Below are 19,223 nucleotides of genomic sequence, written 5' to 3'. Positions count from 1 at the left end.
ATGCCTCATCGCTCCGATATGTGCCGGGCGATGGCGCGCAGCGCGTCGGCGAAGTCCTCGGCCACCTTGTCGATGGTGGCCCTGTGGTGAACGTTGCGGGAGAAGTACCAGGTGAAGCGGAGCCGGCCGGCCTGTACGGCACCGACCACCTCCAGCGGGTGCCCGGTCAGCTCGTCCGGCCGCTGCTCCCTGCCGATCGGGTCGCCGAACGCGTGGTAGAGCTCGCTCTCCCCGGCGCGCTGGGCGTCGTCGGCCTGCCCGTGGTAGTTGAACACCACCTGAGCCGGGGCCCGGTCGGCGAGGGCGGCCCCCGGGCTGTCGGCCGGGCCGAGCCGGCGCAGCGCGCCGTAGCCGAAGCCGTTCCCGGGCAGCGACCGCAGCTGCCGGCGGACGGCCTTGATCAGCGCCGGCCAGTCGTCGCGGTGCTCGCCCACGTCGAGGGCGACGGGGTACTCCGTGGTGAACCAGCCGACGGTCCGCGACAGGTCGACGTCGTCGAAGAGTTCCTCCCTGCCGTGCCCCTCGGTGTCGAACACCACCCGGCGCTCGCCGGTCCAGCGGGCCAGCACCCCGGCCAGCGCGGCGTACAGCACCTCCTGGAAGCGGGTGCGGAACACCCCGGCGGAGCGGCGCAGCAGCACCTCGGTGAGGTCCTCGGGCAGCTCCACCGTGACGGTCTGCACCGACTCGACCAGCGCCGGCCCGCCGCCGTCGCGGGGGATGTCGGTGGCGGGCGGCAGCGCCTGCCAGTACGCGGCCTGGCCGTCCAGCCCGCCGTCGGCGACGTGCCCGGCGAGCCGGTGCGCCCACTGCCCGAACGAGCTGCCCGGGGCGCCCAGCGACACCGGTTTGCCGTCGCGGGCCTGGATGTAGCCGGCCTCCAGGTCCGCCAGCAGGATCCGCCAGGAGACCCCGTCGACGACGAGGTGGTGGGCGGTGAGGAACAGCGTGGGACGCTCCCCCGGCCCGAAGACGAACAGCAGGGCGGCGAACAGCTCACCGGCGGCCAGGTCGAGCCCGGCGTCGGCCGCCGCGGCCAACTCATCCATCGCGGCGGCGCGTTGGCGCGTATCCAGCGCCGACAGGTCGTGCCGGCGCAGCACGTCCGCCGATCGGGGCGGCGTGGCGTACTGGTGCCACGCGCCGTCCTCGCGGACGAAGCGGTGCCGCAGCGCCTCGTGGTGGCCGGTCAGCGCGGTGAGCGCCTGCCGCAGCGCCGCCTCGTCGGTCTCCGGGTGCAGCTCGACCAGGACCGACTGGGTGAAGTGGTGCGGGGCGAGCGGCCCGGCGGCGAAGTAGTCGTGCTGGACCGGCGTGAGCGGGATCGCCGCGCCGCCGTCGTACGCCACCGGTGCCGGGGCGGACTCCGCCGGCCGGGCGGCGGCCCGTTCCGCGGCCAGCGCGGCCAGCGGCCGGACGCTCTGGTGGACGAACAGGTCCTTGGTGGTGACCGCGAGACCCGCCTGCCGCATGCGCTGGACGGCCTGGATGCTCAGCAGCGAGTCGCCGCCCAGCCGGAAGAAGTTGTCGTCCGTCCCCACCCGGGGGACGCCCAGCACCCCGGCCCAGATCTCCGCCAGCGCCCGCTCGGCCTCGGTCTCCGGCGCCCGGTACGCGGCGGGCGCCCCGTCCTCGTCCGGGTCCGCGGGCTCCGCGGCGGACGCGGCGTCCCGCAGGGCCGCGGCCCGCCGCTCCTCCGCCGCGTCCGCCGGCGCGAGGCCGTCGAGCGCGGGGTGGTCCTCCAGGACCGCGGCGAGCAGCTCCTGGAGGCGGGCGGCCAGCCGCTCCACGGTGCCGGGGTCGAACAGCGCGGTGCTGTAGCCGACCGCGGCGCGCAGCCCGTCCGGCTGGTCGACGAAGTCGAAGCTGAGGTCGTGGCTGACCTCCCCGCTGACGAACGGGACCTCGGTGACGGTCAGCCCGGGCAGCTCCGGCGGCGCCGACCGGTCCGCCTCCAGCCCGACGAACACCTCGACCAGCGCGTTGCGGCTGGGGTCGCGGCGCGGCCGCAACACCTCCACCAGCCGGTCGAACGGCACCTCCTCGTGCTCGAAGGCTTCCAGGACGGTGGACCGCACCGCGTCGAGGAGGTCGCCGAAGGTGCGGCTCTCGTCGACGGTGGTGCGCACCGCCACGGTGTTGACGAACAGGCCGACGATCCCCTCCAGTTCCTGCCGCGGGCGGCCGGCCGACGGAGTGCCGACGACGATGTCGCGCTGCCCGGTCCAGCGGGCCAGCAGCAGCTGGACCGCGGCGGTGAGCACCATGAACAGGGTCGCGTCGTGACGGCGGGCCAGGTCCTTCAGGCCGGCGGCCACCCGCGGCTCGATGTCGAGGAGCAGCATCCGGCCGGCGGAGCTGCGGACCGCCGGGCGCGGCCGGTCGGTGGGCAGCGCCAGCGGCCGCACCCCGTCCAACTGCTGTTGCCAGTACGCGAGATGACCGTCGAGGGCCGGCCCGGACAGCATCCGGCGCTGCCAGACCGCGTAGTCGGCGTACGTCACCGGAAGCGCCGGGAGGGCGGGTTCGGTGCCGTTCAGGGCCGCGGCGTACAGGACGCCGAGCTCCTCGCAGAGCACCGCCATCGAGCCGCCGTCGGTGGCGATGTGGTGGATGACCAGCAGCAGCAGGTGGTCGCGGGCCCCGAGCCGGATCAGTTCGGCGCGCAGCACCGGCCCCTCGGCGAGGCTGAACGGGCGGGCCGCGGTCCGCTCGACGTGGTCGCGCAGGGCGTCCTCGCGCCGCTCCTCCGGCACCCCGGTCAGGTCGGTGAGCGCACAGCCCACCTCGCCCGCCGGGTGCACGACCTGCCGGGCGCCGCCGTCGGCCGCCGCGTAGGTGGTCCGCAGCGCCTCGTGCCGGGCGACGAGCCCGGTCAGCGCCCGCTCCAGCGCCACGCGGTCCGGTTCACCGCCGAGCCGCAGCCCGGTGACGATGTGGTACTCGCTGCTGTCCGGGTCGAAGTCGTGCAGGAACCACTGGCGTTGCTGGGCGGACGACAGCGGCAGCGGTGCGCCGCGGTCGGCCGGCTCCAGCGGGACGTCGACGGCCGTCGAGGGGGACTCCGCGGCGAGGACGGTGGCCAGCGCGGCGACCGTCGGGGTGTCGAAGAGCTGGCGGGGCGAGGGGGCGAGCCCCAGCGCCGCCCGGATCCGGGAGATGACCCGGATGCTGAGGATCGAGTCGCCGCCCAGCTCGAAGAAGTTGTCGTGCACGCCGACCCGTTCGACGCCCAGGACGTCCTGCCAGATCCCGCAGAGCAGCAGCTCGGTGCCGCTGGACGGCGGGGCGTACGGGCGGGCCGGGTCCTGCGCGCCGGACGGGGCCGGCAGGGCGCGCCGGGAGACGGTGCCGCTCGGCGTCATCGGCAGCGCGTCCAACACCACGTACGCGGTGGGGACGGCGGGTGCGGGCAGCCGTTCGGTGGCGAACGCCCGCAGCTCGGCCGGGTCGGGGGCGCCGCCCGCGGCGGGCACGACGTAGCCGACCAGGCGGGCCGGTCCGCCGTCGTCCCTGCGCACCGCGGCGGCCGCCGCGTCGACCGCGGGGTGCCGGGCCAGTACCGCCTCCACCTCGCCCAGTTCGACCCGGAAGCCGCGGATCTTGACCTGGTCGTCGACCCGGCCCAGGCACTCGAGGTTGCCGTCGGCGCGCCAGCGCGCCAGGTCGCCGGTGCGGTACATCCGGGCGCCCGGCTCCGGCGCGAACGGGTCGTCCAGGAACCGCTCGGCGGTCAGCTCCGGGCGGCCCAGGTAGCCGCGCGAGACGCCGTCGCCGCCGATGTAGCACTCGCCGACCACGCCGGTGGGCACCGGCCGCATCCGCCCGTCCAGCACGTAGATCCGGGTGTTGGCGAGGGGCCGGCCGACCGGGACGAAGGCGGCGTCGCCCAGCGGGTCGCGGCCGAGCTGGAAGACCGTGGAGTCGACCGTGGTCTCGGTCGACCCGTACGCGTTGACCAGCACCGTGCCCGGTGCGAGGCCGGCCAGGATCTCGGTGGCGGCATCGGCCGGCCAGCCCTCGGAGCCGACCATCAGCACCCGCAGCTCCTCCGGCCGGACCCCGCGCCAGGTCAGCTCGGCGACCACCGCGCGCGCCAGCGTCGGCACCGTCACCATCAGCTGTGCCCGGCTCTCCAGCAGCAGGTCGGTCAGCGCCACCTGGTCGGCGACGGCGTCCTGCGGGCAGATCACCATCGTGCCGCCGAAGAGGGCGGAGAGCAGGAAGTCGCTGAAGAACAGGTCCACGGAGATGCTGGACACCGACAGGGCCCGCGGCCGCAGCGCGGCCAGCCCGTAGCGCCGGTCCCAGGCGTGCACCATGTGGTGGACGTGCCGGTGCTCGACCATCACGCCCTTGGGGCGCCCGGTGGTGCCCGAGGTGTAGACGACGTACGCCAGGTCCTCCGGCGTCACCGGGACGTACGGCGGCCGGGCCGGCAGCTCCTCCAGCAGGGGCAGGTCGCGGTCCAGGCACACGGTGACCGCGTCGTGCCCGGCGGTCCGGTCCAGCAGTCGCTCCTCGGTCACCACGACCGGTACCGCGGCGTCCTCCAGCATCACCCGCAGCCGCTCCGCCGGATAGGCGGGGTCGAGCGGGACGAAGGCGCCGCCGGCCCGCAGCACGCCCAGCAGCGCCACCACGGCGTCCACGCCGCGGTCGGCGCACACCCCGACCAGCGTGCCCGGGGCGACGCCCAGGCCGACGAGGTGGTGGGCCAGCCGGTTGGCGCGGGCCTCCAGCGCGGCGAAGGTCAGCTCCCGTCCGGCGTCGCGGACCGCCACCGCGTCGGGGGTGCGGGCGGCCCGTTCGGCGAACAGCTCGTGGACCGGCCGCGGCGCCGGGAAGGCGGCGGCGGTGTCGTTCCACCCGTCGAGCAGCCGCGTGCGCTCCTCGGCGTCGAGCAGCGGGAGGTCGTCCACCGGGGTGTCCGGCGCGGCGGCGATGCCGTCGAGCAGCGTCGCCAGGTGCCCGGCCATCCGCCGCGCGGTCGCCTCGTCGAACAGGTCCGGGTCGTAGCCCAGGTTCAGGTGCAGCTCGTCGGCCGCGTACGCGGTCAGGGTGAGCGCGTAGTTGGTGACCTCGTCGCCCTGGAAGGTGCCGAGGGCGAGGCCGTGCGCGGCGGCGGCGTCCTCGTCGTAGGGGTAGTTCTCGAAGACGACGATGCTGTCGAAGAGGTTGGTGCCGGCCGGCACGCCGCTCCAGCGCTGGATCTGCGCCAGCGAGACGTGCTCGTACTGCCGGGAGTCGAGCTGGTCGCCCTGCAGGCGGCGCAGCCAGTCCACGGCCGGGGTGCCGTCGAGCCGGGCCCGCACCGGAACGGTGTTGATGAACAGGCCCGCCATCGCCTCGGCGCCGGGCAGGGTCGCGGGACGGCCCGAGACGGTGGTGCCGAAGCACACGTCGTCGGTGCCGCCGTAGCGGGCCAGCAGCACCGCCCAGGCGCCCTGGACCAGGGTGTTGACGGTCAGCCGGGCCGACCGGGCGGCCTCGGCCAGCCGCGCGGAGCGGGCCGCGGACAGCCGCAGTTGCACCTCCCGGGAGGAGCGGGTGCCGTGCGCCTTCACCGGCAGCCGGTCGAAGGGCAGCGGGGTCGGCACGCCGAAGCCGTCGACCACCGACCGCCAGTGCGCCTCGGCGGCCGCGCGGTCCTGGTCGGCCAGCCAGCGCACGTAGTCGCGGTACGGGCGGCGGGCCGGGGCCGCCGGGGGCGGGCCGCCGGTCAGCGCGGCGTAGCGCGCGCACACCTCCGACAGCAGTCCGGCGAAGCTCCAGCCGTCCATCAGGATGTGGTGCGAGGTCCAGTACAGCTGCACCGCGGTGTCGTCGAGCCGGACGACGGTCAGCCGCAGCGGCGGGGCCTCGGCGAGGTCGATGACGGTGTCCGTGCGCCGCTCCCACAGCTCGTCCAGGGCGGCCTGCCGGTCCTCCTCGGAGCGCGCCCGCAGATCGAGGTGGGTGACCGGCACCCGGACGCCCGCCCGGACCACCTGGAGCGGCTCGGCGACGTCCTGCCAGACCACGCAGGTGCGCAGCGCGGGCGTGCGGTCGACGACCTGCTGCCAGGCCGCGGCCAGCGCGGCGGGGTCGCCGACCCCGTCGATCCGGACGCCGAAGTGCCCGGTGTACGGGTCGCGTCCGGACTCGCTGAGCGCGTGGAAGAGCATGCCGCTCTGCATCGGCGTCAGCGGGTAGATGTCCTCGACGGTGCGGCCGTCGCCGGCGATCCGGTCGACGGTGGCCTGGTCGAGGGCGGCCAGCGGGAAGTCGGAGGGGGTGGCGCCGCCGGAACCGGGCGCGGCGCAGTGCGCCACGATCGCCTCCAGCGCGGCCATGAACGCCCCGGCCAGCCGCTCGACGGTCCCGGTGCGGTGCCGGTCGGCGGAGTAGGTCCAGTGGAACTCCAGCCGGCCGCCGGTCACCTGGCCGTTGATCTCCAGCAGCTGGGGGCGGGCCTGGGTCGCGGCCCGCTCGGCGCCCTCGCTGTCCAGCAGGGCGCGGGCCAGCCCGCCGGGGGCGGCGTCCACGTCCATCTGGCCCAGGTAGTTGAAGCTGACCTCGGGTTCCGGTGTCCCGGCGAGCGGTCCGTCGGGCCCGGTGAGGTGGCGCAGCGCGCCGTGGCCCAGGCCGTTGCGCGGCACCGCCCGCAGCTGCTCCTTGACGCTCTTGAGGACGGCTCCCCAGTCCCGGTCGGCGGGCATCCGCAGGGCGACCGGGAAGACGGTGGTGAACCAGCCGACGGTACGGGTGAGGTCGACGTCGTCGAAGAGGTCCTCGCGGCCGTGGCCCTCCAGCGCGACCAGCACCCGGTCGCCGCCCGTCCAGTCGGCCAGTACCCGGCCCAGCGCGCTCAGCAGCACGTCGTTGATCTGGGTGCGGTACGCCTCGGGCACCTGCCGCAGCAGCGCGTCGGTGCCGTCCGCGGAGAGCCGTAGGGAGACCGTGCGGGCCGCGCCCGCGGTGTTCTCGCCCTGCGGCGCCGGCCCGTCGAGGGGCAGCGGGACGGCCCGCCGCGCCTCCTCCTGGACGCCCTGCCAGTAGGGGAGTTCGTCGTCCAGGCCGCCCTCGGCGGTGTGCCGGGCCAGCCGGTGCGCCCAGTCGCGGAACGAGGTGGTGCGGGGCCCCAGGTCGACCGGCCGGCCGGCCGCGGCCTGGCGGTAGGCGGTCTCCAGGTCCGCCAGCAGGATCCGCCAGGACATGCCGTCCACGACGAGGTGGTGTGCGACGACGTAGAGCCGGGGCGGGCGGCCGGCGCCCAGGGTGAACAGCCGGGCCCGCAGCAACGGCCCCTCGGCCAGCCGGAACCCGCGCTGCGCGGCGTCGGTCGCGGCCGCCATCGCGGCGTCCTGCTCCTCGGCCGGCCGGCCGGACAGGTCGGTGTGGACGAGGAGTTCACCGGTCTCGTCCGGGGCGTTGTACAGCCGCCATCCGCCGTCGCCGTCGGGCGTCGCGCGCAGGCGCAGCGCGTCGTGCTGCGCGGTCAGCGCGGCCAGCGCGGTGCGCAGCGCGCCGGGGTCGGGCGCCTCGGCCAGCTCCAGGTACAGCGACTGGTTGAACTGCTCCAGGCTGTCGCCCAGGGTGGCGAAGAACCAGTGCTGGATGGGGGTGAGCGGCAGCTCACCGGAGACCGGGCCCCGGTCCGCCGCGCGCGGGCCGGCGTCCGCCTCGGCGACGGCCTCGGCGGCCAGGTCGGCGATGGTCTGCCGCAGGAAGGTCTGCTTGGCCGTCACCCGCAGCCCGGCGGCCCGGGCCCGCGCCACGACCTGCAGGCTGAGGATGGAGTCGCCGCCCAGGTCGAAGAAGTTGTCCTCCACGCCGAGGTCGGTGACGCCCAGCACCTCCGACCAGATGCGCGCCAGCGTCTCCTCCGCCGGGGTGCGCGGCGCGATCCGCGCGCTGCTGCCGTCGCGCCGCAGGTCGGGTGCGGGCAGCGCCCGCCGGTCGACCTTTCCGTTGGCGTTCTGCGGCAGCCTCTCCAGCAGGACGAAGACCGACGGCACCATGTGCTCGGGCAGCGCCTGCCGGGCGAACTCCCGGAGCCCGGCGCCGACGTCGCCGTCCGCGGCGGGGGCCGGCACGGCGTACGCCACCAGGCGGCGGGTGCCCCGCTCGTCCTTGTGGACCGCGGCGGCCACCGCGGTGACCGCGTCGTGGCGGGACAGCACCGCCTCGACCTCGCCGAGTTCGATCCGGAAGCCCCGCAGCTTGACCTGGTCGTCGGTGCGGCCCAGGTAGTCGAGGTCGCCGCCGGGCAGCCAGCGGGCGCGGTCGCCGGTGCGGTACATCCGGCTGCCGGGCGGGCCGTAGGGGTCGGCGACGAACCGCTCGGCGGTCAGCGCGAGCCGCCCGAGGTAGCCGCGGGCCAGCGCGGTGCCCGAGAGGTACACCTCGCCGGCGACGCCGGCCGGCACCGGCCGCAGCCGGTCGTCCAGCACCCGGACCCGGACGCCGGACAGCGGGCGGCCGATCGGCACGGACTCGCCCACGCCGTCCGGGTCCAGCGGCCGGCTCATGCTGGCGCAGACCGTGGACTCGGTGGGGCCGTACGCGTTGATCATGCGGTGGTGCGCGGACCAGGCGCGGGCCACCGCGGGCGGGCACGCCTCACCGGCCACGATCAGCGTCAGGTCCGACGGCAGGGCGCCCGGGGTGAGCGCGGACAGCGCGCCCGGCGGCAGCGTCACATGGCTGACCCGGTGCTCGGCGAGCACCCCGGCGAGCGGTTCGCCGGGCAGGATCCGCTGCTGGTCGACGACGACCAGCGCACCGCCCGCCAGCAGCGCCATCCCCAGCTCGGAGAAGGCCGCGTCGAAGCCGAGCGAGGCGAACGACAGCACCCGCGCCCCGGGGCCCGTACGGAAGTGCGCCGACTGCGCGGAGACCAGGCCGTGCACACCGGCGTGGGTGACCACGACGCCCTTGGGGCGGCCGGTGGAGCCGGAGGTGTAGATGACGTACGCGGGGTGGCCGGGCAGCAGCGGGCCGGCCAGCTCGCCGGCGGTCAGCGCGGCGGTGGAGTGCCGGGCGGCGGCCGAGCGCACGTCGGGGTCGTCCAGGAGCAGCGCGGGCGCGCCGAGCTCCGTACCGCCGTCGAAGCCCGACGCGGTCAGCACCAGCAGCGGGCGGGCGTCCTGCACCATCATGCGGTTGCGTTCCGCGGGGTTCCTGGGGTCCAGCGGCAGATACGCGGCGCCGGCCTTCTGCACCGCCAGGATCGCCTCGACGGTCAGCGCGGAACGCGGCAGCGCCAGCGCCACCAGCGTCTCCGGGCCGGCCCCGTGCGCCAGCAGCAGCCGGGCCCACCGGTTGGTGCGGGCGTCCAGCTCGGCGTAGCTGAGGGTTTCCTCGTCGGAGACCAGCGCGTCCGCCTCCGGGGCGCGGGCCACCTGCGCGGCGAACAGCTCCGGGGCGGTGCGCGCCGGGGCGCCGGATCCGGTCTGCGCCCAGTCCTCGGTCACCTCGCGGAGTTCGTCGTCCGGCAGCACGGCCAGCTCCGCCACCGGGACGGCCGGGCGCAGGCCCAGGTCCGCGAGCAGGGTCAGCAGCTGCGCCGCGATCCGCGCGGCGTCGTCCGGGTCGAACAGGTCGGTGTTGTAAGTGAGATGGCCGTCGAGCCGGCCGTCGTGCTCGGTGAAGTCGAAGGACAGCTCCATGCTGGAGGTGACCACCGGCGGCGGCACCTCCTCGATGCGCAGCCCCGGCAGCCCGGTCGTCCCGCCCGGGGTGTTGTGCAGGTTGACCGCGACCTCGGCCAGCGGCGGCCGGCTGGGGTCGCGCTCGGGGCGCAGCGCCTCGACGACCCGCTGGAACGGCACGTCCTCGTGCGCGAAGGCGTCCAGGACCGTGCCGCGCACCGCCCGCAGCAGCTCGGTGAAGGAGCGCGTCTCGTCGATCCGGGCCCGCAGCACCAGGTTGTTGACGAAGAAGCCGATCAGGTTCTCGGTCTCCGGGCGGCCGCGGCCGGCCGCCGCGGTGCCCACCGCGAGGTCCCGCTGCCCCGACCGGCGGGCCAGCAGCAGCTGCACCGCGGCGACCAGCGTCATGAACAGGGTGGCGCCGCTGTCCCGGCCCAGCTCCTTGAGCCGGGTGGTGAGCTGCTCGGGGACCGTGAAGGAGTGCAGCGCGCCGGCGCTGGTGCGCACCGGCGGCCGCTGCCGGGTCGTCGGCAGGTCGAGCGGGGCCAGCCCGGCCAGCTCGCGCCGCCAGTGGTCGAGGCCCTCGGCGAGCCGCGCGGAGGTCAGCCGCTCGCGCTGCCACACCGCGACATCGGTGTAGCGCACCGGGAGTTCGGGCAGCGCGGCCGGCTCGCCGCGCAGCGCCGCGGCGTAGTGCGCGGTCAGCTCGCGCAGCAGCACGCCCATCGACCAGCCGTCGGTGACGATGTGGTGCAGGCCCAGCGCGAGCACGTGGTCGTCGGCCGCCAGCCGGATCAGCTGGGCCCGCAGCACCGGGCCGCGGCGCAGGTCGAACGGGCGCCGGGCCTCCGCCAGCAGCAGGGTCGCCAGCGCGTCGTCCCGCTCGTCGGCGTCCGCCGCCGACAGGTCGACCAGCGGCAGCGGCGGCCGTACGGGCGGGTGCACGGTCTGCTCGGCGTGCCCGTCACGGGAGTCGAAGGTGGTACGCAGCGCGCCGTGCCGGGCGACGACCTCGGCCAGCGCCCCGCGCAGCGCCGCCGGGTCGAGGTCACCGCGCAGCCGCAGCACCCGCAGGGTGTTGTACTCGTTGCTGTCCGGGTCGAGCTCGTACAGGTACCACAGGCGTTCCTGCGCGGGCGAGAGCGCGACCGGCCCGTCGTGGGCCAGGCGCGGGACGCGGTCCGCGCCGCCGGCCGCGGGGGCCCGGCCGGCGAGCCGGGCCCGCAGCAGTTCCTGGACGTGGGCGGGCAGGGCGGCGGTGCGCGCGGCGCGCGACGCGGGGGCGGTGGGGTTCTCGGGCTGGTCCGCTGCAGAGCTGGTCATAGGGCGCCGCCTCCGACGGCTTCTTCCAACTGCGCCAGGATGGTGTCCTCCAGGCGCTCGGCTAGGGCGGCGATGGTGGGGGCGTCGAAGAAGTCGCGGGGTGAGACCTCCACGCCGAACGCACCGCCGATCCGGGACATCAGTCGCAGGCTGGTGACGGAGTCGCCGCCGAGGTCGAAGAAGTCGTCCTCGACGCCGACCTGCGGCAGGCCCAGCAGCTCCGCCCAGATGACGGCGAGGGCCTCCTCGGTGGGCGTGCGGGGGGCGACCGGCTCCGCCGTGCCGTGGCCGGCCGGGTCCGGCGCGGGCAGGGCCCGCACATCGACCTTGCCGGTCGGTCCCAGCGGCAGCGCCGGCAGCACCACGAGCGCCGACGGCACCATGTAGCCGGGCAGTTCGCCCGCCAGGGCGCGCAGCAGCGCGGCGGTGTCCGGCGCCGCGTCCCCGTCGGCCGGGTCGTCCGGCACGACGTAGCCGACCAGCCGCTTGTGCCCGCTCCCGTCGTCCCGGGCGACCACCGTCGCCTCCGCGACGCCGGGCCGGCGCAGCAGGGCGCTCTCCACCTCGGCGGGCTCGACCCGGTAGCCGCGGATCTTGACCTGGTTGTCCACCCGACCGGCGAACTCCAGTTGTCCCTCGGCCGTCCAGCGCACCAGGTCGCCGGTGCGGTAGAGCCGGGTCCCGGGCGGGCCGAACGGGTCGGCGACGAAGCGCTGCGCGGTCAGGTCGGGCCGGCCGAGGTAGCCGCGGCCCAGGCCCGCACCGCCGAGGTACAGCTCGCCGGTGACCCCGACCGGGACCACGGCCAGCCGCTCGTCGAGCACGTAGAAGCGGGTGTTGGGCACCGGCGGGCCGAGCGGCACCCGGCGACCGGCCGCCGCGGGGTCGACGCGGTGCAGCGCCACCGACAGGGTGGCCTCGCTGGGACCGTAGATGTTGAACAGCCGGCGGCCCCGCGCCCACTCGCGGGCGAGCTCGGGTGCCAGCACGTCGCCGGCGAGGCCCAGGCTGCGCACGCCGGGCAGGGTGGCCGCGTCCAGCACCGCCGCGACGGCGGGCGGCAGGGTCAGCGCGGTGACCGCCTCCGCCCGCAGCTGCTCGGCGAGCCGGGCCGGGCTCTGCCGGGCCTCGGGGTCCGCGATCACCAGGGTCGCGCCGGAGGCCAGCGTCAGGAAGACCTCCCAGACACCGCCGTCGAAGCTCATTGTGTAGAACTGCAGCATCCGGCTGTCCGGGCCCAGGTCGTACAGCCGGATCGCCTCGGTGACGATGTTGAACAGCGAACGGTGGGTGATCATCACGCCCTTGGGGCGGCCGGTCGACCCCGACGTGTAGGTCACGTACGCCAGGTCGCCGGCGTCACCGACGGCCTCCGGCGCCTCGCCCGGCCCGGCCTCGACGGCCGCCAGGTCCCGGTCCACGCAGACCACCGTGGCGTCGGTCGGCGGCAGCCCGGCCAGCAGGTGCTCCTGGGTGAGCAGCACCGCGGGCCGCGACTCGTCCAGCATGGCGGCCAGCCGCTGCGCCGGGAACTCCGGGTCGAGCGGCACGTACGCGGCGCCCGCCTTGAGGGTGCCGAGGATCGCGACGACGACCTCCGCGCTGCGCTCCACGGCGATCCCGACCAGCGCCTCCCGGCCCACGCCCGCGGCACGCAGGTGGTGCGCGAGCCGGTTGGCCCGCCGGTCCAGCTCCCGGTAGGTCAGCTGCCGGCCGCCGTCGACGACGGCCACCGCGTCGGGCCGGGCCGCGGCCCGTTCGGCGATGACCGTGTCCAGCCTGCGGTCGACCGGGTACGCCGAGGCGGTGTCGGTCCAGCTGTCGACGAGGGTGTGCCGCTCGGCCGCGGTGAGCATGGGCAGCTCACCGACCCGCCGGTCGGGGTCGTGCGCGGTCTCCGTCAGCAGCGTGCGCAGATGACCGGACAGCCGCGTCACGGTGCCGGCGTCGAAGAGCGCGGAGTCGTAGCGCAGCACCACGGTCAGCTCGTCGCCGCCGTAGACGATGGCGTTCAGCGGGTAGTTGGAGGTGTTGGTGGCCTCGATCGCCGCCAGCCGCAGGCCGTACCGCGCGGCGACGCCGACGTCCGCGGGGAAGTTCTCGAAGGCCAGCACGCTGTCGAAGAGCCCGCCGTCCGCGCGCTCCGGCGCCCACCCCTGGACCTGGGGCAGGGAGACCTGCTCGTGCGCCCGCGCCTCGGCCTGCCCGTCCTGCACGCGGCGCAGCCAGTCCAGCAGACCGGCGTCCGGGTCGACGTCGATCCGCACCGGGAGGGTGTTGATGAACAGCCCGATCACCGACTCGGCGTCGGCCAGTTCGTCCGGGCGGCCGGCGACGGTGGCGCCGAACAGCACGTCCCGCTCACCGCTGTGGCGGGCCAGCAGCAGCGCCCACAGGCTCTGCACGACGGTGTTCAGGGTCACCCCGGCCCGCTTGGCCACGGCTCCCAGCCGGGCGGTGTCCGCGGCCGGCAGCCGCAGCTCCAGACCGGCGTCGGGGGTGGCCTGGCGGGCGTCGGTGCGCGGCCGGTCGTACGGCAGCGGGGTGGGCGACTCCCAGCCGGCGAGCGCGGTGCGCCAGTACTTCTCGGCGGCCGTGCTGTCCTGGCCGGCCAGCCAGCCGACGAAGTCGGCGTAGCTGCCGCGTTCCCGGGGGGTGTGCGGCACGCCGTCGGCGAGCGCGGCGTACTCGGCGAGCACCTCCGCGAGCACCTGCAGGGCGCTCCAGCCGTCCAGCAGCAGATGGTGGAAGGTCCACACCAGCCGGAGCCGGCCGCCGCCGAGCCGCGCCAGGGCGAGCCGCATCAGCGGCGCGCGGTGCAGATCCAGGCCCCGGGCGCGGTCCGCGGCCAGGTGGCGCGCCAGCTCGGCGCGCTGCCCGTCCTCGTCCAGCGCCGTCCAGTCGAGGTGGGTCACCGGTATCCGCACGTCGGAGCGGATGACCTGGAGGGGCTCGGCGAGGCCGTACCGGACCAGGTCGCTGCGGAGCACCGGGGTGCGGGCGGCGACCCGCTGCCAGGCGTCGGCGAGCAGCTCCGGCTCGCGGACGTTCTCCAGCGGCAGCTGGAACTGCTCGACGTACAGGCCGTGTTCGGCGTCCATCAGGTGGTGGAAGAGCAGGCCGCTCTGCATGGGCGTCAGCGGGTAGGCGTCCTCGGCCGGGCCGCCGGTCGCGGACAGCCGCGCCACCCCGGCCGCGTCCAGGCCGCTCAGCGCGAACGCCGGGCGGGCCGGTGCGTCCGGAGCGTCCGCCGGGTCCCGCTCCACCGTCACGACCGGGGCCAGCGCCGCGATGGTCTGCCGCCGGAACAGGTCCTTGGAGGTCAGCCGCAGACCGGCCCGGCGGGCGCGCACGGCGACCTGGAGTCCGGCGATCGAGTCGCCGCCCAGGGTGAAGAAGTTGTCGTGCACGCCGATCCGTTCGAGGCCGAGCACCTCGGCCCAGACGGCGGCCAGCGTCTCCTCGATCTCGCCGCGGGGCGCGACGTAGGGGGCGTCGCCGCCCACGGCCGGCTCCGGCTCGGGCAGCGCCCGCCGGTCGATCTTGCCGTTCGCGGTCAGCGGCAGCGCGTCGAGCAGCACGAAGGCCGACGGCACCATGTACTCCGGCAGGGCGCCGGCGAGGTGGCCGGCGAGCTCCCGCGGGTCGGGCGCGGCGCCCTGGGCGGCGACGACGTAGGCCACCAGGGACCGGCGGCCGGGGACCGGCTCGCGGACCGTGACGAAGACCTGCGCGAGGTCCGGGTGGCGGGCCAACTCGCTCTCGATCTCCCCGAGTTCGATGCGGTAGCCGCGCAGCTTGACCTGGTTGTCGACCCTGCCGAGGAAGTCCAGGGTGCCGTCCGGCAGCCGTCGCACGATGTCTCCCGTCCGGTACATCCGCGTTCCGGGCGGCCCGAAGGGGCAGCCGACGAACCGCTCGGCGGTCAGGTCGGGGCGGCCGAGGTAGCCGCGGGCCAGGCCCGCGCCGGCGAGGTACAGCTCGCCGGGCACCCCGACGGGCACCGGGCACAGCCGGTCGTCGAGGACGTAGGCGGCGGTGTTGTACAGCGGGGCGCCGATGGACGGCAGCCCGGGCGGCGCGGTGGGGCCGAGCGGCTCCACCACCGCCTGGGTGGCGGCGACCGTTGCCTCCGCCGGCCCGTAGGCGTTCACCAGCGCGAACGGCAGTCCGGGCTGCGGCCGGCGGCGCAGCGCGTCACCGATGACCAGGACGGTGCGCAGCCGGGTGGTGGTGATCGCGGGGACGTCCAGCAGCGACTCGATGCGCGGGGTCGGCAGGTAGGCGACCGTGGTGCCGCGCTCGGCGAACCACTCGACCAGCGCGGTCGGGTCGTCCAGCGTCTCCTGGTCGGGCTGGTCCACCCGGGCGCCCGCGCACAGGTACGGCCACACCTCGCCGACCGCCACGTCGAACGCCAGCCCGACCACGGAGGAGCCGCGGTCCTCGGGGCCGACGGCCAGTGCGTCGTTGTGCCAGGCGCAGTAGTCGGTCAGCGCGCTGTGCGGCACCGCGACGCCCTTGGGCCGCCCGGTGGACCCGGAGGTGTAGACGATGTACGCCAGGTCGTCGGGGCCGGTCGCCACCAGGGGGTCGTGCCCGGGGCAGCGGGCCACGTCCGGCGCGGCCGCGTCGAGGTCGATGACGGCGGCTGCGGTCGGCGGCAGCAGAGCGGCCTGCCGCCCGGTGGTCAGCAGCACCGGGGTGCCGGTCTCCGCCAGCAGGGTGCCGAGCCGTGCCGCCGGGGTCTCCGGCGCGGTCGGCACGTACGCGCCGCCGGCCTTGAGCACCGCGAGCATCGCCACGATCAGCTGGGGCCGGCGCTCCAGGTTCAGCACGACGGGCGTGCCCCGGCCGACGCCCAGCGCCGTCAGGTAGTGCGCCAACTGGTTGGCGCGCAGCTCCAGTTCGGCATAGCTGAGGGTTTCCTCGCGGTGGGTGACGGCGGGCGCGCCGGGGGCCAGGCGAGCCCGCTCGGCGAACTGCCGGTGCACGGGGAGCGCGGTCGGCGGCTCGACGGCGGTGTCGTTCCAGACGGTCAGCAGCGTCTCGCGCTCGTCGGCCGTCAGCAGCGGCAGGTCGCGCACCTGGGCGCGCGGCGCGGTGCGGACGGCGTCCAGCAGCTCCCGCAGATGCCCCGCCAGCCGCTCGACGGTCGCCGCGTCGAACAGGTCGGTGTTGTACTCGACCATCACGTCCAGCGCGCCGGCCCGCTCGGTGAACTCCACCGTGAGGTCGAAGATCGCGGCCGGCCGCGGCAGCGGGACGGTCGCGGTGCGCAGCCCGGCGAACTCCTCGGCGCCGGCCGGGGCGTTCTGCAGCAGCAGCATCGCCTGGATCACCGGCGTACGGCTCGGGTCCCGCTCGGCGCCCAGCGCGTCCACGACCTGGTCGAACGGCACGTCCTGGTGCGCGAAGGCGCCCAGCACGGTCTCCCGCACCTCGCCGAGGAAGTCGCCGAACGGCAGCTCCCCGCGCACGTCGGAGCGCAGCACCACGGTGTTGATGAACGAGCCGACCAGGTTCTCCACCTGGGGGTGGTCGCGGCCGGAGACGGCGGTGCCCAGCGCGATGTCCTGCTGCCCGGACCAGCGCGCGAGCAGGACCTGCAGCGCCGCGGTCAGCGTCATGAAGAGGGTCGCGCCGTGGGCGGCGCCGACCTCCTTGAGGCCGGCCACCAGCCGGCGGTCGAGGGTGAAGCGGTGCGCCGCACCGGACGAGGTCTTCACCGCGGGCCGGGGCCGGTCGGTGGGCAGCTGAAGCGGGGCCACGCCCGCCAGCCGCTCGCGCCAGTAGGCGAGCTGCGGCGCCAGCCGACCGTCGTCGGCGGTGGCGCGCTGCCAGGCGGCGTAGTCGCCGTAGCGGACCGGCAGCGGCTCCAGGGCGGCCGGCACCCCGTGGCACGCGGCCTCGTAGCGCAGGCTCAGTTCGTCGGCGATCAGGCCCATCGACCAGCCGTCGGTGGCGAGGTGGTGCAGGCCGATGACCAGCACGTGGTCACGTTCGCTGCGGCGGATCAGCAGCACCCGCAGCACCGGCCCGGCGGCCAGGTCGAAGGGGCGGCCGGTCTCCTCGGCCAGCAGCCGCTGCAGGGCGGCCTCCTGCTCCTCGCCGGTCAGCGCGGAGAGGTCCTCCAGGGCAAGCGGGACCGGGAAGCCCTCGGCGGGGGCGATCACCGCGGCGGGCCGGCCGTCCTCGGACACCACGGTCGTGCGCAGCGGCTCGTGACGGGTGATCAGCCCGGCCAGGGCGGTGCGCAGCGCCGCCGGGTCGAGGGGGCCGCGCAGCCGCAGCGCGGAGTGCACGTTGTACTCGACCTCGCCGGGGTCGAGCTCGTGGAACAGCCAGAACCGCTGCTGGGTGAAGGACAGCGGCAGCGCCCGGCCGGTGCGCGGCACGGCCGGTATCTCCTCGGCCCGGGCAGCGCCCGACGCCTCGGGCCGGCGGGCCAGCGCCCGGACGGTGGGGGCGGCGAAGAACTCCGCCGCCGACAGCCGCAGCCCCAGCGCGGCCCGCATCCGCGACAGGACGCGCACCACGGACAGCGAGTCGCCGCCCAGGTCGAAGAAGTCGTCGTCGGCGCCGACCTGCGCCACGCCGAGCACCTCGCGCCAGATGGCGGCGAGCGCCTCCTCGGCGGCCCCCTCGGGCGCGGTGTACGCGGCGTCGACGCTGTCCTGGCGGGTCGGCGCGGGCAGCGCCCGGCGGTCCAGCTTGCCGTTGGCGGTCAGCGGGAAGGCCGCCATGGCGTGGAAGGCGGTGGGGATCATGTAGCCGGGCAGGCGGGTGGCCAGCGCGGCGCGCAGCCGGGACGGGGTGGGGCGGGCGGTGCCCGACGGCACGACGTACGCCACCAGCCGGCGCTCGCCGGACGCCTCGTCGCGCACCACCACGGCGGCCTGGTCGACCGAGGCGTCCTGCGCCAGCGCGTGGGAGATCTCGCCCAGCTCGATCCGGAAGCCGCGGATCTTGACCTGGTCGTCGCTGCGCCGCAGGTACTCCAGGCCCCCGTCGGGCAGCGGCCGAACCAGGTCGCCCGAGCGGTACATCCGCGCGCCGGGCGGGCCGAACGGGCAGGCCACGAAGCGCTCGGCGGTCAGCCCGGGGCGTCCCGCGTAGTTCCGGGCGAGCCCGGGCCCGGCCACGTACAGCTCGCCCTCGGCGCCCACCGGGACCGGCCGCAGGTCCTCGTCGAGGACGTGGAAGGTCAGGTCAGGTATGGCCACGCCGACGGCGCTGCCGGGGGCCCGCGCGGCGAGTTCGCGGTCCAGCGCGAGGAAGGAGGAGTGCACCGTGGTCTCGGTGATCCCGTACATGTTGACCAGCGTCGGGCCGCCCGCGGTGCCGTCGGGGTGGCGCTCGTACCAGTCGGCGAGCTTGCCGAGGTCCAGCGCCTCGCCGGCGAACACCACGTACCGCAGGGCCAGTCGGTCGCCGAGCTCCGGGTTCTCCCGGTCGGCGGCCATCAGCTGGTAGAACGCCGACGGCGTCTGGTTGAGGACGGTGACCCGCTCCTCGACCAGCAGCCGCAGGAAGTCGGCGGGGGCGCGGGTGACGGCGTGCGGGACGACCACCAGCTTGCCGCCGTGCAGCAGCGCGCCCCAGATCTCCCAGACCGACACGTCGAAGGCGAAGGAGTGGAACAGCGGCCAGACGTCGTGCTCGTCGAAGGCGTACCAGTGCGCGGTGGACGACAGCAGCCGCCCCACGTTGCTGTGCGGGACGACCACGCCCTTGGGCCGGCCGGTGGAGCCGGAGGTGTAGATGACGTAGGCGGGGTTCTCCGGGGACCGCGGGGCGGCCGGGGCGGACGGCTGCCGCGCCCCGGTCCGCTCGCCGAGGGCGGCGGCCTGCCGCTCCCACTCCTCCAGGACCAGCCAGTCGGTCCCGGCCGCGCCGTCCGCGGAGCCGGCCCCGGCCGCGGCCAGGCCGTCCCGGAGGTCGGCGGTGGTGATCGTCGTCACCGGGCGCGCGTCGCCGAGGATGTAGGCGATGCGGTCGGCCGGGTACTCCGGGTCGATCGGGACGTACCCCGCGCCGGACTTCAGCACGGCGAGGAGGGCCACGACCAGGTCGGCGGAGCGGGGGAGCAGCAGCGCGATGAACCGCTCGGGGCCGGCGCCCCGCTCGGCCAGCACGCCGGCGAGGGCCTCGGCCCGGGCGTCGAGCTCGCGGTAACTCACCGCCCGGCCCTCGAAGACGACCGCGGTACGGTCCGGTGTCCTCGCGGCCTGCTCGGCGAACAATTCATCCAGGCGGCGATCG

Annotated in this window: 1 protein-coding gene and 1 pseudogene; both read right to left on the bottom strand. The window is 75.9% G+C overall.

Annotated features, from left to right (window positions below; translation table 11 throughout):
• Positions 1-5: 5 nt before the first annotated feature.
• A complete protein-coding gene (locus SL103_RS33915; RefSeq protein WP_069572802.1) occupies positions 6-10,958 on the bottom strand; it encodes a non-ribosomal peptide synthetase in 10,953 nt (3,650 codons plus the stop codon).
• Positions 10,955-19,213 (bottom strand): annotated as a pseudogene (locus SL103_RS33910) (amino acid adenylation domain-containing protein); the annotation flags it as partial. The gene SL103_RS33915 and the pseudogene SL103_RS33910, both read right to left, overlap by 4 nt.
• Between the last annotated feature and the right edge of the window lie 10 nt (positions 19,214-19,223).

Source organism: Streptomyces lydicus (assembly GCF_001729485.1).
GTDB classification, from domain to species: domain Bacteria; phylum Actinomycetota; class Actinomycetes; order Streptomycetales; family Streptomycetaceae; genus Streptomyces; species Streptomyces lydicus_D.
This window is presented reverse-complemented; position numbering and strand designations above follow the sequence as displayed.